The 15462-nt window shown below is 65.2% G+C and carries 11 protein-coding genes; 6 read left to right on the forward strand and 5 right to left on the reverse strand.

Annotated features, from left to right (window positions below; translation table 11 throughout):
• Position 1: 1 nt before the first annotated feature.
• The 5 genes from ASG57_RS03080 to ASG57_RS03100 form a co-directional block, all read right to left on the reverse strand.
• Positions 2-580, reverse strand: a complete 579-nt coding sequence (locus tag ASG57_RS03080) for a hypothetical protein (protein ID WP_006023610.1) — start codon at positions 578-580, stop codon at positions 2-4.
• Positions 577-1434: a response regulator transcription factor gene (locus ASG57_RS03085; RefSeq protein ID WP_006023611.1), complete on the reverse strand. Its 858-nt coding sequence runs from the start codon at positions 1432-1434 to the stop codon at positions 577-579. Before ASG57_RS03085 ends, ASG57_RS03080 begins: the two co-directional genes overlap by 4 nt.
• Positions 1431-2510, reverse strand: coding sequence for a nucleotidyl transferase AbiEii/AbiGii toxin family protein (locus ASG57_RS03090; protein ID WP_006023612.1), 1080 nt, complete (start codon positions 2508-2510; stop codon positions 1431-1433). The genes ASG57_RS03085 and ASG57_RS03090 overlap by 4 nt, the downstream gene beginning before the upstream one ends.
• On the reverse strand, positions 2507-3337 hold the full coding sequence (locus ASG57_RS03095) for a DUF6088 family protein (protein ID WP_006023613.1): 831 nt from the start codon (positions 3335-3337) through the stop codon (positions 2507-2509). Before ASG57_RS03095 ends, ASG57_RS03090 begins: the two co-directional genes overlap by 4 nt.
• A 75-nt stretch (positions 3338-3412) precedes the next feature.
• On the reverse strand, positions 3413-4042 hold the full coding sequence (locus ASG57_RS03100; RefSeq protein WP_006023614.1) for a DUF6088 family protein: 630 nt from the start codon (positions 4040-4042) through the stop codon (positions 3413-3415).
• 256 nt (positions 4043-4298) lie between these two features.
• Here ASG57_RS03100 and ASG57_RS03105 point away from each other — a divergent pair, with 256 nt between their 5' ends.
• From ASG57_RS03105 to ASG57_RS03130, 6 genes are all read left to right on the forward strand, one after another.
• The gene (locus ASG57_RS03105) at positions 4299-5492 is read left to right on the forward strand and encodes a hypothetical protein (protein WP_024338475.1); all 1194 of its coding nucleotides are present in this window, start codon (positions 4299-4301) and stop codon (positions 5490-5492) included.
• Between the two features lie 151 nt (positions 5493-5643).
• Positions 5644-6762, forward strand: a complete 1119-nt coding sequence (locus ASG57_RS03110; protein WP_006022621.1) for a DUF3800 domain-containing protein — start codon at positions 5644-5646, stop codon at positions 6760-6762.
• Between the two features lie 187 nt (positions 6763-6949).
• Positions 6950-9088, forward strand: coding sequence for a ParB/RepB/Spo0J family partition protein (locus ASG57_RS03115; protein ID WP_006022620.1), 2139 nt, complete (start codon positions 6950-6952; stop codon positions 9086-9088).
• Between the two features lie 166 nt (positions 9089-9254).
• Positions 9255-9668, forward strand: a complete 414-nt coding sequence (locus ASG57_RS03120) for a hypothetical protein (protein ID WP_006022619.1) — start codon at positions 9255-9257, stop codon at positions 9666-9668.
• Between the two features lie 149 nt (positions 9669-9817).
• On the forward strand, positions 9818-14131 hold the full coding sequence (locus ASG57_RS03125) for a strawberry notch family protein (RefSeq protein WP_006022618.1): 4314 nt from the start codon (positions 9818-9820) through the stop codon (positions 14129-14131).
• Complete coding sequence (locus ASG57_RS03130; protein WP_006022617.1) at positions 14131-15168, forward strand: DUF7146 domain-containing protein; 1038 nt, start codon at positions 14131-14133, stop codon at positions 15166-15168. The genes ASG57_RS03125 and ASG57_RS03130 overlap by 1 nt, the downstream gene beginning before the upstream one ends.
• Positions 15169-15462: the final 294 nt, after the last annotated feature.

Genomic DNA, 15462 nt, shown 5'->3' on the forward strand with positions numbered 1-15462 from the left:
GTCAGTCCGCCTCCGCCAACAGCCGGGCGCGCTTCTCGGCCGGGACGCCGGCATCGATCAGCACTTGCTCGAAGGTGACCTGCTCGCCGGCCACCGGTTTGCTGTCGGCCTTATAGCTGCGCGCGACAATCAGGTGCGCTGGCCCCCAGGACGACTCCAACTGTGCGACAGAGCTGCGCATCGCATCCGCCAATATCGCCAGGAAGCGTCGCGGGATACTGACGAGAGAGACCCGCCGTTCGCGCAGTGCGGTCACGACCTGCCGGGGCACGTCCAGACGCTGCGCGACGGCGCGCCAGTCATCGACCGTCAGCGCCGCGAAAGGGTCGGCTGCTGCCGCCGGCATAACCTTCGCGTGTTGCGACCAGGCAGCGTCGATCAGCGCCCGATCGGTAGCAGAGAGGGGTGCGGCATCTTCATAAGCCTCGCGGCTGAGTTCGCGCGAGAGGTCGATGAGCTCCCCGGCATATTCCGGGTATAGCCGCAGATAGCGTTCCAAGGTCGACCGGCCAGGCTCGCTCTCGACCGCGAACGCGTCGAGCACGGCCTCGCGGGATGGACGTCCGCCGCCGGGGCTCACCGCTCGTCTCCGTCGGCCATGGCAGCTCGCAGGGCGGCGAAGGCCTTGTCGCGGTAGGTTCGGACGGTCTTTTCGGAGCGGCCCAAAGCCTTGGCGATGGTCATGACGTCCGGCTCCTTGGAGTCGATGGGGAAGCCCTGTCTCAACATGTGAATGATCCTGCTTTGTTCTGTCGGTAGAGCTTCAATCGCTGCATCCAGGCGCGACCGGTAAGACGGGTCGTCGAAATCCGACACGGCGAAGGGATCGTGGGTCCCTGCGGCCGCCTCGACCTCCGGTGACAGTTCTCCGCTCTCCTCGTCATATTCGAGGGGCTGGGAACGGTTTTCGTCGCGCCAGGCCTTTTCCTGCGCATCGCGCCGCAGGCTCGCTAGCGCGCCATCGAAGCGCACCTCGAAGTAGTCGACCTTTTCGTCGTAGGCGGCGCGGTCCGCCGAAAAGAGCTCGACGAACCGGCCGAACACCTTGTCGCGCACGACCCCGCGCGTCAGCGATTCCGTCTTTCCATCGGAGCTTTCCGCCCTGGGCAAACTGCGCAGCACCCGTTCGGTCAAGATCCGATAGAGGCGCTCGAACCACACCTCGTTGTTGTCGCGACGGCTCGCGCGAATGAAGTAAACGAGACATTCGCTCGGGACGTAGCCCGGGTCCGAGCGCTTGGTGATTTCCGCCCTGGCGATCAAGCCATCACGCGGCAGGACTGCCAATTCGGCGATGAGGGCTTCTATCTTCGGGTCGCGCTCGTAGAGTTCGCCGCTGAGGCGGCGTTTGCGCAGCGGGGTTACGATCGCTTCGCCCGCGCCACGCGCGTCTGCCTTTTGCCCGGTGTCGAAAGCTCCCTCCAACTGGTTCATCGCGCGGCCCCGCCTCCCGTATCGCCCTTCTTGTTGAGACGCGTCTCGAGCGAGCCGATGCTGTCGAGCACCGCCTCGAAATCCGGTGGATCGCCAAAGATCATGCCCTGCATGGCCCTGTAGTCGACGCGCAGTTGCTCGATCATCGCGTCATGCGGGGCGAGTGCAAACGAGCCAGGCGCAGCGCTCGCGAGATCGAAGTCCGGTCGATTGAAGAACATCCGGGCGTGCGCGACGCAATCCGCACCGAGCGCCGGATCAGCGATGGCGGCGGCGCCGACGCGGGCCGCGGCGAGCTGGTGCAGGTCATAATAGTGACGGGAAACGCGTTGGCCGCCCCCGCGCAGCTCGCCGCGCTTGTCGAACCAGCGCCGCAGCCCATGGAGGATGACAACCTTGTCCCAGAAGGTACGTTCCGGATCGACCGTGCGGACGGCCGGCACGGTCAGGTCGAGCGCCGGCAGATCATCATCGACATAGGGTTTGATCGGCACTTCGCTGTTCGGATCGAGCGCGGATTTCGCGCCCGACTCGATCTTGATCGCTGCCCGCACATAATCCGATCGCGGCGTCGCCGCGGGATACCAGATCAGAAGCGTCTGCCCGTCGGGATCAGCGTCATCGGCTTCCACTCGGGCCGCGCCGGCATCGAGGCCGGCAGCCTGAAGCCGGTCCTGCAGGATCTGCGTCAACTCAGCCCGCAGCGGGCCGTTGATGTAGGCTTGGCAGGCGTCCTTGATCGCATCGAGGCGCGCCCGGCGCTTTTTGCTACTCAGCGCTTCGAGCTCCTCGATGGTCGCCGGCTCGCCGATGTCGTCCCGAAACACCGTGACATCAATGTCTTCGGAGAAGCGATTGATCAAACCAAACCCTTTGGACAGGGAGGTTCCACCTTTGAAGAGGAGGCGGGGTCCGCCCTCTTTCAAGCCATTGAACAAGGCATCCAGCGTCCAGCAGACCCAGAAGTCCTTCTCGATATTCTGAGACGCCGTGCCGAGGCGTAGCGCCGTCGTATCGAAGGCGCTCAACATCGCGTCCGACCCGGCCGCGAGAACCTCGTCGAAAGCCGGATTCATGTCTTCACCGCCCGGGCTGCACCGCGCTTGGCAGTTTGTGCCTTCTGCGGGGAGAGCGGCTTTCGCTTGGGCCGGGCGACGGCAGCATGACGCTGATCATCGGCATCGTCCGCCGTTCTTTGTTGATGACGATCATGATCAGCATCATCACGATCATCATCGACGTGCCGACGACGAACGCCGGCGTCGCTTTCAACGAGCGGCTTGAGAAACACCCACATCCATGTCGGAAGAGCTGTCATACCGGCAGTGAGATCCGCTTTGAGGGGCGGTCCCACCGTGGGATCTTCGAAAAGATTGGCGAGCTTGCGCCTAACCTGATCACTTTCTCCTTCACGAACCAGGAGATCGCGCAGCCAGTGAAGCGCTTGGACGACGCGCATCGCTGGTCGTCCGGCCCAGAATAGCTTGCTGGCCGCGGTTGGACGGAAGGTGATCGTTACGTTGCCGAGCTTGATCGCGCGGCGCCGAGCGTCGGTGTGCACCACGATTTTGGCGGGGACGGCGTCAGTTAGGCCCAGATCGTTCGCCGCGGTCATGCCGTCGACAAGCATCCGGGTTTGGTCACGTCGCCCGACGGCGTCGATGACTGAGCGCGGATCAGGCGGATTGGGTTTCTGGGTGAGTTTGTTGAAGCCAGGCTGATCGTAGAGCCCACGATCAATCCGCCTAAGGATTTCGACCTTCGTCAGCCGCTGCAACGCCTTATCGACCGCGTCCCGCGAGGCGAGATCGACGAAGTCACTGGGCGTCCAGACCTTGCGTGGCGCATCCGCACGGATGCGCTCGAGCATGGCTTTCTTCAGATCGGGCGAGTCGGTGTTCATGTCCGAAAATTGTAGTCCTTTTTCGGACGCGAACCAAGTGGATTGTCCGAAATAAATATACAAATTTCGGACAATCTAAATAGGTAGGCCGCCCACCTGAGAATGGCTCCTTCGGCCGTATGCAACTTTGCCGACCGTCCTGGCGAGCCAGCTCGGTAGCTGGGGCGCGACCGCGACGAGTTCGCCGAACGTGGAAGACGGCAACTTGCGCTTCAACGTCATCAAGGCGGCTTCTGCCTTTTCCGGCCCCAGCCAGGCGAGCGCTCGCACCGCCTGTCCGGCGGGCCGATCGGCCAGCGCCAACTGCCAGCGCGGCGCATGCCGCAGCTCGACGACCTGCTGGCCCAGATTCATCGTCCGGCTACGGCCCGATGTCAGATAGACCGACCGGACCGGCACCTGTGTCGTGAGGCCGAGCGCGTTAGCGGCCGCGGCACCGTTCGACACGATGGTTTCGCCGCGCTGGAGCGCGAGGGCTTCGACGGCCTTCTCGACGGAGGGCGCGCGGACGCCGAACCGACTCGAAACCGGGCGCAGATAGACGCCGCGCCCGGCACGCATCAGCCGGCCACGTTCAGCCAGTCGCGACAAGGCTTGATCCACCGCGGCGCGATTGCCGAGATGGAGCAGGCTCTTCGCCGCGATCGGAGCGCCCTCGGGCAAGCCCTCGGTGTGCGCCAGAATCTGTTCGGTCAGTCGTTGCACGGCACTTCTCCTGTCAGAAATATATGCGGTTTTCTGACAGTTTTCAATCTCCCCCAAACCGACTGGAAGGGCCAGCGATTGAGAGGGGGCCTGGAGGGGAAAGCCTTCCCCTGCGGCCGAGCCCAGGGTCTCGGCCGACCCCTTCTGCGGGGAGACCCCGCAACGCCCTCATTAGAGTGAGAGTGTGGACCGGATTTCCGTGACGGGTTGAGGGTCGGGAGAGAGTCTTCCGGCGCCCGTCATGGAGTTTGATCCCATGAACATGCAGGTTCTCGATGCCCGGCGCGACGTGAGTGGCGGCTGGAAGGTGGACATCAACCGCGGCGAGCGCATCGGTCGGGTTTCCTCGGAGTGGTTCTCGCGACCCGACGACGAGCGCTATCTCTCGCTCGCCGAACTCGGCCGGACCGTCCGCGAGCGCACCGAGCGCAGCCGAACGCGCGTTGTCGAATCCGCGCTTATCCATGTCGAAGCCAGCCGCACCGATCCCGAACGGCTTGCCCTGATCCTACCAGGCGCCGACAAGCCCATCGCTCCGACGCACTGGAGTTTCGGTCAGCTCGCGAGCCAGGTCGGCGCGCCGGCCGCCTATCTGCGGCAGCTCCCCGCCGCGCTCGCCGGCATCAACCTGCAATATGGGCTGACCGCCCACCGCGCCGAGCAGATCAAGACCCTCGAGACCGACGACGGCCGCGTCGAGCTGCGCGCCGTGACCGGCCCCGACTACGGCCGGATCTACGACCACGAGCTGGTCGAAGCCGTGCAGCGCATCGCCGGCAACGGCACCGGCGACACCCGTTGGAAAGTGCCCGGTGTCCTCGACTGGTCGACCGGCGTCTATAATCCGCGCGTCGACATCACCAAGGACACCACGACGCTCTACGCTTCCGATCGCGACGTCTTCCTTTTCCTCGTCGACGATCTGAATCCGATCGAAGCCGGCAAGCTCGCGGATGGATCGCCCGATCTCTATTTCAGGGGCTTCTATGCCTGGAACAGCGAAGTGGGCGCCAAGACCCTTGGTATCGCGTCCTTCTATCTCAGGGCCGTGTGCCAGAATCGCAATTTGTGGGGCGTCGAAGATTTCGAGGAGATCTCCATCCGCCATTCCAAATACGCCGCTTCGCGCTTCGCCCATGAGGCGGCGCCGGCCTTGCTCAGCTTCGCGGACTCCTCACCGCAGCCGTTCATCACCGGCATCAAGGCGGCGCGCGAACGCATCGTCGCGCACAAGGACGAAGAGCGCACCGAATTCCTGCGCCGCCGCGGCTTCTCGAAAGCCGAGACGGGCAAAATCATCGACGCGGTGCTGGCCGAGGAAGGCCGCCCGCCGGAAAGCATCTTCGATTTCGTCCAGGGCATCACCGCCGTCGCGCGCGACAAGCCCCACCAGGACGCGCGGCTCGAGCTCGAAGGCAAGGCCAAGAAGCTGCTCGATCGCGCCGCCTGATCCCCGCAATGCCGGAGATGCGGTTGTCCGTGTCTCCGGCTTTGCGTCCCCTAGCCATACTGTTTCCGGGCTGTCTTGTGGCCCAGATCCAGGTCACCTATTCAGTGGTGCGGCATGGAGCACAATCGCCAAACGAGCGACTGGATACAGAATGCTAGAGCAGGCGCCTGCGGAATATTACATCGATGAAAGCGGCAATACCGGCGACCTGAGCACGGTCAAAATCGACTCCTACTTCGTCGAACAGCGCATGTTCGCCTTGGCTGCATTCGGCTGCACGCTCGACCAGGACTTCACCGATAAATTGGGCGCACTAAAAAAGGCGCACCGCATCCAGTCGTCGGAGCTCAAATCAAAACAGGCTTATGACAAGCCGCGCTTCATCTTTGATCTTCTGGACCTCCTTGAGACGCGCCGCGCCCCAATCTTTATCGAGCTTGTCGACAAGCACTTCTTCGTTGTCGTGAACATCATCGAGCGAATGGTGGTGCCCTATGTGGGGGAATGCGACACTCAACCTGGCGCCCTTTGGATGAAGGGCGTTATGGCGAACTACATGGCGCTATATGCACCTCCCGAGCTGGCTCACGCCTTTGCCGCATGTTGCCAAAGCAGAGACCACGCGGAAATACGCGAACTTTACAAGCAAATAATTCGGTGGGCGCAGGGAAGCGGAGTTCCGCCTACTGACGTGGCGGCGGGGATCATCCGTTTTGCGCGCGACAGCTTGAAGGACTTCCGCAAGCTGCCGAAAGCCAAGGCCGTCGAGCGGGCATTACCGATTCCCGACAAGAATCCCGCCGGGAAGCTGCTCTGGGTTCTGCCGAACCTGACATCGTTCACCAACATCTACGCCCGGATCAATCGCTTCGCGCGAAAGCAGGTTTCCGGCGTGACGCTGTTCCACGACGAGCAATTGCAGTTCGGAGACATTCTTCTGCACAACAAGAAGCTCGCAGAGGACCTGGCGCAGCTTGGCGTGAAATTGCCCCTGCAGACGGCCGACTTCGAATTCTCGCAGGCGGCCGACCTGCAATTCCAGCGATCGCACGATTCTATCGGCATTCAGGTCGCCGACGTCCTCGCCGGTTTCATCGCGCGATATGTACAGGACGCTGTGTGGGGCGGCGCCCCCATGCATCCTGACAAGGTAGCGATTTTCCGCCGCCTCGTCGCAACAGGCGACCGCAGCTTGGGTTCGGGTGTCAACTTCGTCGCGCCCGACAACATGATCCGCTTCCTCGGCATCGAACCGCGCTCGAATTTCTAGGGCGGCATCAAGCCGTCATGGGCGAATACGAAGGACTGGCGCGGGATCATCGCCGGTTCTGGCAGTGACCTTACCGATGGCGTTTGATGGTGTCGCTGCCCTCCTAGAGTGAGAGGGCGGTGCTTCGCTTCGTGACGGGTTTAGGGTCGAGAGAGAGGCTTTCGGCGCCCGTCGCGGAGTAAGTCTCATGGCAACTGCCATTCAGAAGATCACCCTGTCGTCGGCGCAGGACATCCCCTTCAACAAGCTGGTGCTGAGCCAGTCGAACGTCCGCCGCGTCAAGGCTGGCGTCTCGATCGACGAGCTGGCCGAGTCGATCACCCGGCGCGGTCTCATCCAGTCCCTCCACGTCCGGCCGGTGCTCGATGCCGACGGCCAGGAAACCGGCATGTACGAAGTGCCGGCGGGCGGGCGTCGCTTCCGCGCGCTGCAGCTCCTCGTCAAGCAGAAGCGCCTCACCAAGACCTCCAAGGTGCCGTGCGTGGTGTCGGACGCCAATGCCGACATCCTCGTCGACGAGGTGTCGCTGGCCGAGAATATCGAACGCGCCCCGCTGCATCCTCTCGACCAGTTCCGCGCGTTCCAGGCGATGCGCGAGAAGGGCATGACCGAGGAGGCGATTGCGGCTGCATTCTTCGCGTCCGTCCAGGTCGTGAAGCAGCGGCTTCGCCTCGCGGCCGTCTCGCCGTCATTGCTCGATATCTATGCCGAGGACGGCATCACGCTCGAACAGCTCATGGCCTTCACCGTCACCAACGATCATGCGCGTCAGGAGCAGGTCTGGGAGTCGGTTCGCAATAGCTGGCAGAGGGAACCCTACCAGATCCGGCGCATGCTGACCGAGACCGCCGTCCGCGCATCCGACAAGCGGGCCGTATTCGTCGGCATCGATGCCTATGAAACCAACGGCGGCTGCGTGCTGCGCGATCTCTTCCAGGATGACGACGGCGGCTGGCTGCAGGATCCTGCGCTGCTCGATCGCCTGGTCGCCGACAAGCTGAAAGCCTCCGCCGAAGCGATCGCCGGCGAAGGCTGGAAATGGATCGAGGTGGCGATGAGCTTCCCCTATGGCGCCACCCACGGCCTGCGCGAGATCGTGGGCACGCCGCTCGACCTGACGGCTGACGAACAGGCGACCATCGAGGCGCTCAACGCCGAGTGCGCCAAGCTGGAGGCCGAATATGAGAACGCCGACGAGTTGCCGGACGAGATCGATCAGCGCCTTGGCGAAATCGAAACCGCGCTCGCCAGCTTCGACGAGCGGCCGGTCCACTACGAACCCGCCGACATCGCGATCGCCGGGGTCTTCGTCAGCCTGGACGCCGACGGCACGCTGTCGATCGACCGCGGCTATGTCCGACCCGAGGACGAGATCGCCAACCAGGCGGGCGATGGCGAGGGTGAAGAGCAGGATGGCGGCGACGATGACGCTGACTATCCGGCGTCGCCTTCGGTCCAGCGCGCGGTCATCACCATCTGCGGCAAACCTGCCGAGCCCGAGGAGGAGGACGAGGACGACACGATCAAGCCGCTCCCCGATCGACTGATCACGGAGCTGACCGCCGATCGCACCCTCGCGCTCCGCGACAAGCTCGCCACCGATCCCTCGGTCGCCTTCGTCGCCGTCCTGCACAAGTTCTGCCAGGACGTGTTCTACGGCGGCAGCCAGTACGGCTTCGCGATGGAGGTCAGCGTGCGGGGCACGACCTTCCATTCGCAGCCCGAAGGGCTTCGTGACAGCGTCTATGCCAAGGCGATCGAGGCCCGGCACGATAGCTGGCGCAAACGGCTCCCGGCCAAAGTCGCTGATCTCTGGGATGGGCTGGCCGCACTGACTGGCCCCGAACAGGCCGAACTCTTCGCCCATTGCGCTTCGTTCGGCGTCAATGCGCTTTATGAGCGGGCCGATCGCTACGGTGGCCGTGTCTCGGCGCATAGTGTCGAACAGCGCATCGCCGAAGCCGATCGCCTGTCGCTGGCGGTCGGGCTCGACATGGCCGAAGCCGGGTGGCGGCCGACCGTCGCCAACTATCTCGGCCGCGTCACCAAGCCCCGCATCCTCGAAGCGGTGCGTGAAGGCGCCGGCGAGCGCGCCGCCCAACTCATCGCACATCTGAAGAAGGGCGACATGGCGACCGAAGCCGAACGTCTCCTCGCCGAGACGGGCTGGCTGCCCGAACCGCTGCGCAATTCCGGCGCCGATGCCGAAAGCACCGAGGCGGACTCTGGCGAGGGCGACGAGGCGTTGCCGGACTTCCTCGACGGCGATGACGAGGAGACCAACACCGATGATGAGGAGGAACGGCACCTCGCCGCCGCGGAGTGACGGCGGTCCTCATCTGACTTGACGAGCCCGGCGTCCCTTCGGGGGCGTCGGGCTTTTTTCATGCGCGCCGATCGAGAGGGAGAGTTTGGCCCGGACGTGGCGAGCCGGACATGGAGGAGAGAGCGCCTGCCGGCTCTCCCGTTCCCTGCTCTCCGGGAGTGGCCTCATGGCCGACTATTTCACCCATTTCTCATGCCTGCTCGATGTCGGCACGCCCGAGACCGCAGCCCGCGCGCTCGATCTCTACAACCAACTGTCCGAGGACGGAGCATCCGAGGAACCGCCGTCCGATGGCTTCCTCCTGTCCATCCAGCCCGAGCATGGCGGCTCCAAACTCTGGATGCGCGACGATGTCACCGGCGATCCCGAACGGCTGATCCAGTTCGTCATACGCTGCGCCGCCGAATTCCACCTCACCGGCCGATGGGGCTTTCAGTACGCCAACACCTGCTCCCGGCCGCGTCTCGATGGCTTCGGTGGCGGCGCGCATGTCCTCGATCTCGCGACCGGCGAAACTGTGGCGTGGATCTATACCAACGGTTGGCTCGCCGAGGTGATCGATGGCGGCGATGGTGCCTGACATCATCGAGACCATTGTCTGTCGCTTGATGGCGCGGCCGGGCCGCGCCCCTTGAGAGCGAGAGGAAGGCCGGGACGGGTTTGAGCCCGTCCGGTCCGAGAGAGAGCGCCGGCGGGCTTTCCCGCTCCGCTCTCCCGAGGACGTCTCCCATGAATGCTCACACCCTTGCGGCGGCGCTGCCGACCGCCGCCGATCAGCCGACCGACGCTGCCGCCATCCATGCCGCGGCACTTCTCCTCCTTCCTCACATCGAGCGCGGCGAGCGCATCGACGCCGCGGTCTTGCGCACCGCCATGGAGACCGCCTTCGGCGCGTCCGATACTGCCGGCGCCTGGGACTGGAAGGACGCCTATGACGCCTGCGAAGCCGCAACCGTCCTCATGCTCCGCAAATACGGAAAGGCGCTTTTGCGCAAAGCCGGGTCTCCGGCTGCGGCGGTTCCTCTGTTCGGCAAGATCGCGGGACTTCTGCCCACCCACACGCGCCGCTCCGAGGAGGCGCAGGCCTTCCAGCAATTCTCGACGCCGATCCCGCTCGGCCTGGCCGCGATCACTGCGGCCGCCATCACACCCGCCGATCGCGTGCTCGAACCATCGGCCGGCACCGGCCTGCTCGCCATCCTCGCCGAGATCGCCGGCGGCACGCTTGTCCTCAACGAACTCGCCGAAACCCGGGCCGCACTCATCTCCTCCCTCTTTCCGGCCATTCCCGTGACCCGCTTCGACGCAGCCCAGATCGACGATCATCTCGACCCGGCGACCGTCCCAACAATCGTGGTGATGAACCCGCCATTCTCGGTCCTCGCCAATGTCGAGGGGCGTGTCGCCGACGCAGCCTATCGCCATCTCGCATCCGCGCTCGCGCGGCTCGCCGATGGCGGGCGCCTGGTCGCGATCACCGGCGCGAATTTCGGCCCCGACATACCGGCCTGGCGCGACGCCTTCGTCCGCCTGCAGGAGAGGGGCCGCGTCGTGTTCACCGCCGCCGTCCATGGCTCAGTCTATGCCAAGCACGGCACGACCGTCGAAACCCGGCTGACCGTGATCGACAAGATCCCGGCCGACGAGCCATCCGCATTTCCGGCGTCCCCCGGCACCGCTCCCGACATCGCCACGCTGATGACGTGGATCGCCGAGCATGTGCCGCCGCGCCTGGCTGTCGCGCCTGCTGTTCAGGTCATGCCGACCGGCGCCACGCCGCGCACCGTTCGCGGCTATCTCGCGCGCACCGCGGCGACATCGGCGACCCGCGTGGGCCTCGCCGATCCCGAGGGCGTGCCGCTCGCCTATGAGACCGTCGACTGGACCCCGGCCGAGGGCGCCCGCCTCAGCGACGCGATCTACGAGCAATACGGATTGCAGACGATCCGTATTCCCGGCTCTCAGGCCCATCCCACCAAGCTCGTGCAATCCGCCGCCATGGCCTCGGTCGCCCCGCCCAAGCCGAGCTATCGGCCGACGCTGCCAGCGACCATCATGGACTCGCTCTCAGACTCCCAGCTCGAAACCCTGATCTTCGCGGGCGAAGCCCATTCCGATTTTCTCGCAGGTTCCTGGACCATCGACGACACTTTCGATGTCGTGGCGGCCGCCGCCGATGATGCAAACGGCGTCGTCCGCTTCCGCCGCGGCTTCTTCATCGGCGACGGCACCGGCGTCGGAAAGGGGCGCGAGTCGGCCAGCATCGTGCTCGACAACTGGATGCAGGGCCGGCGCAAGGCGGTCTGGATCTCCAAATCCGACAAGCTGATTGAGGATGCGCAGCGCGACTGGTCCGCACTCGGCATGGAGCGCCTGCTGGTCACGCCGCTCTCGCGCTTCCCGCGGGGCAAGCCGATCGCTCTGCCGGAAGGCGTCCTATTTACAACCTATGCCACGCTGCGTTCCGACGACCGCGGCGAGAAGGTTTCGCGGGTCAAGCAGATCGTCGAATGGTTGGGCTCCGATTTCGACGGAGTGATCATTTTCGACGAGGCGCACGCGATGCAGAACGCTGGCGGCGGCAAGGGAGAACGGGGCGATGTCACGCCCTCGCAGCAAGGGCGCGCGGGGCTTCGCCTGCAGCACGCCTTGCCCAATGCCCGCGTCGTCTATGTCTCCGCCACCGGCGCCACCACGGTCCAGAACCTTGCCTACGCGCAGCGCCTCGGTCTGTGGGGTGGCGACGATTTTCCCTTCTCGACCCGCGCCGAGTTTGTCGAGGCGATCGAGGCCGGCGGCGTCGCGGCGATGGAGGTGCTTGCCCGCGACCTTCGCGCGCTCGGCCTCTACACCGCCCGATCGCTGTCGTTCGACGGCGTCGAATATGAGCTGGTCGAGCACGAGCTGACCGCCGAGCAGCGGCGCATCTACGATGCTTATGCCGGCGCCTTCGCCATCATCCACAACCATCTCGATGCGGCCATGCAGGCGGCCAACATCACCGGCTCGACCGGGACGTTGAACCGCCAGGCCAAATCCGCCGCGCGCTCCGCCTTCGAAAGCGCCAAGCAGCGTTTCTTCGGTCATCTGCTAACATCGATGAAGACGCCGACGTTGATCCGCTCGATCGCGGCGGACCTGGAGGCCGGGCATTCCGCGGTCATCCAGATCGTCTCGACCGGCGAGGCGCTGATGGAACGGCGCTTGGCCGAAGTTCCGACCGAGGAGTGGAATGACATTCGCGTCGACATCACGCCCCGCGAATATGTCCTCGATTATCTCGCCCATTCCTTCCCGGTGCAGCTCTACGAGCCCTTCAGCGACGGCGAGGGCAATATGTCCTCGCGTCCGGTCTTTCGCGACGGCCAGCCGGTCGAGAGCCGCGAGGCGGTCGCCCGCCGCACCGAGCTGATCGAGAAACTCGCGAGCCTTCCGCCGGTGCCGGGCGCGCTCGACCAGATCGTCCAGCATTTCGGCGCGGACGTGGTGGCCGAAGTCACCGGCCGCTCGCGTCGTATCGTGCGCAAGGGACAGCGCCTTGTGGTCGAGACCCGCGCGGCGTCCGCCAATCTCGCCGAGACCCAGGCCTTCATGGACGACATGAAGCGCGTGCTCGTGTTCAGCGATGCCGGCGGTACGGGCCGCAGCTACCATGCGGAGCTGTCGGCACGGAACACGCGGCTTCGCGTCCACTATCTGCTTGAGCCGGGCTGGAAAGCCGACGCCGCGATCCAAGGCCTCGGCCGCACCCACCGCACCAACCAGGCGCAGCCGCCGCTCTTCCGTCCGATCGCGACCAATGTGAAGGCGGAGAAGCGCTTCCTATCGACCATCGCGCGCCGGCTCGACACGCTGGGCGCGATCACGCGCGGACAGCGCCAGACCGGCGGCCAGGGCCTGTTCCGACCCGAGGACAATCTGGAGAGCCACTATGCGCGCGATGCGCTTCGCCAGCTCTACATCCTGATCGTCCGCGGCAAGATCGAAGGGTGCTCGCTCCAGCGGTTCGAGGACACGACCGGCCTGAAGCTGATGGACGACAACGGCATCAAGGACGAGCTCCCGCCGATCACAACCTTTCTCAACCGCCTGCTCGCGCTCACCATCGACCTGCAGGACGTCCTGTTCGCCGCCTTCGAGCAGCTTCTGACCGCCAAGGTCGAGGGCGCGATCGCCGCCGGCATCTACGACATCGGACTGGAGACGCTGCGCGCGGAGAGCTTCGTCGTCACCGATCGCCAGACCATCTACACCCATCCCGGCACCGGCGCGGAAACCAGCCTGCTGACCATCCAACAGCGCGAGCGCAACCGGCCGATGACCGCCGAGGAGGCGATGGCTTGGCTCGACGATCCGGTCGCCAAGTTGCTGGTCAACGAGCGCTCCCACCGCGCCGCGGTTCAGCTTCCAGCGCCTTCGCTGATGCTCGACGACGGGGAGATCGAACGCCGCGTGCGGCTGATCCGGCCGATGGAGCAGCATCACGCCTCCATCCGCATGATGGACGAAAGCCATTGGATCGCCGCCAGTCGCGCCGAGTTCACCGCCGCCTGGAACGCCGAGATCGCGGAGGTGCCAGCCTATTCCGATTCCACGATCCACATCGTCGCTGGCCTGCTGCTGCCGATCTGGAAGCGGCTGCCCAACGAGTCGAGCCGTGTCTATCGGCTCCAGACCGATGACGGGGAACGGATCATCGGCCGCCGCGTGTCGCCCGCATGGGTCGCCAACGCCACGACAGTCGGAACGACGAACCTGTCCGCCGACCATGCCTATGCCGCGCTCATCGAGGGCAAGACAATCCTCGATCTCGCCGAAGGCCTCCAACTCCGTCGCGTGCGCGTCATGGGCGCCGATCGCATCGAACTCTCCGGCTTCACCGACGCGATGCGCGAGCGCCTGCGCGCCTTTGGCCTCTTCAGCGAGATCATCTCGTGGAAGCTCCGCTTCTTCGTGCCCGTCGGCGCGGACGGCGCGACCATCATCGGCAAGCTGATCGGCACCTACCCGATCCAGCGCGTCGGCGAGCGGGAGGCAGCGTGATGGCCCGTCTCGACGCATCCGATCTCGCGCAACGTCTCGGCCGACAGGCCGAGGCGGTGTGCCGCCATTATCTCAGCAATGGCCACCGTCAGGGCAACTACTGGCAGGTGGGCGACGCCCGTAACACTAAGGGCCGCTCGATGTACGTCCGGCTCAAGGACTCGCCCAAAGGCCCCGCCGGGAAATGGACTGACGCCGCTACCGGCGAGCATGGAGACCTCCTCGACGTCATCCGCGAGAGCTGCGGCCTCATCGACTTCAAGGATGTCGCCGACGAGGCTCGGCTCTTCCTCAGCATGCCACCACCAGCGCCGGAACCCTCCGCCTTCCAGCCGCTGGCGCCCGCACCACATGGATCGCCCGAAGCCGCACGGCGCCTCATCCGCATGTCGCAGCCGATTGCGGGCACAATCGTCGCGGCGTATCTCCGGCAACGCGGCATTACGGATCTCCGTGGAGCCGGAAATCTGTATTTCCACCCGCACTGCTATTATCGCCCGGACGAGCATGCGCCGACCGAGACTTGGCCGGCCATGATCGCCGCTGTCACTGACCTCGACGGCATGATCACCGGGGCGCATCGCACCTGGCTCGACTCACGACGCCACGACAAGGCGCCATTCGAAACCCCGCGCCGGGCGATGGGCGATCTCCTCGGCAACGCGGTCCGCTTTGGCGCTGGTGGCGAAGTGATGGCAGCCGGCGAAGGCATCGAGACGGTCCTTTCAATCCGCCAGGTCGTGCCCAACATGCCGATGGTGGCGGCGCTCTCCGCGGCACATCTCGCCGCCATCCTGTTCCCGGACACGCTGCGGCGGCTCTACATCCTGCGCGATGACGATCCGGCAGGCGATGGTGCGCGTGACAGCCTGATCGAACGGGCGAACGCGGCCGGGATCGAGGCGATCGTGATCTCTCCACAGCTCGGGGACTTCAACGAGGATCTCCGCACCCTCGGCATCGCGACATTGCGCAGTCAGACTCGGGTACAGCTCGGGCCGCAGGACGTCGCACGCTTCATGGCGCTGGCGGCATAGCCGGTAAGGAAGCGGCAGCGGCCCCGCCGCCGTACTCGCTCAGACGCAGCGGATCGGAGAGGACCGCGCCTCGGCCTTCGAGAGGGCGATCGGCCCACAGGCAGGCCGGCCCGGCAATGGCTGCGGCCGACTATTTTCCGGCGCGGCCCCAAGGGGCCGCTTTCCATCGCGAAACAAAATAGCCGGCCTCCGCCATCCTCCGCTGACGCTCCGGCCCTCGCTCGCGCTCCGGGTGCAGGGCCGCCCCGCCGGTGTGCTTCGTCGCCATGAAGGCCGCGACGGTCGCGGTCCATC

It is taken from the genome of Bradyrhizobium sp. Leaf396 (assembly GCF_001424605.1).
In the GTDB taxonomy this organism is placed as follows: domain Bacteria; phylum Pseudomonadota; class Alphaproteobacteria; order Rhizobiales; family Xanthobacteraceae; genus Bradyrhizobium; species Bradyrhizobium japonicum_C.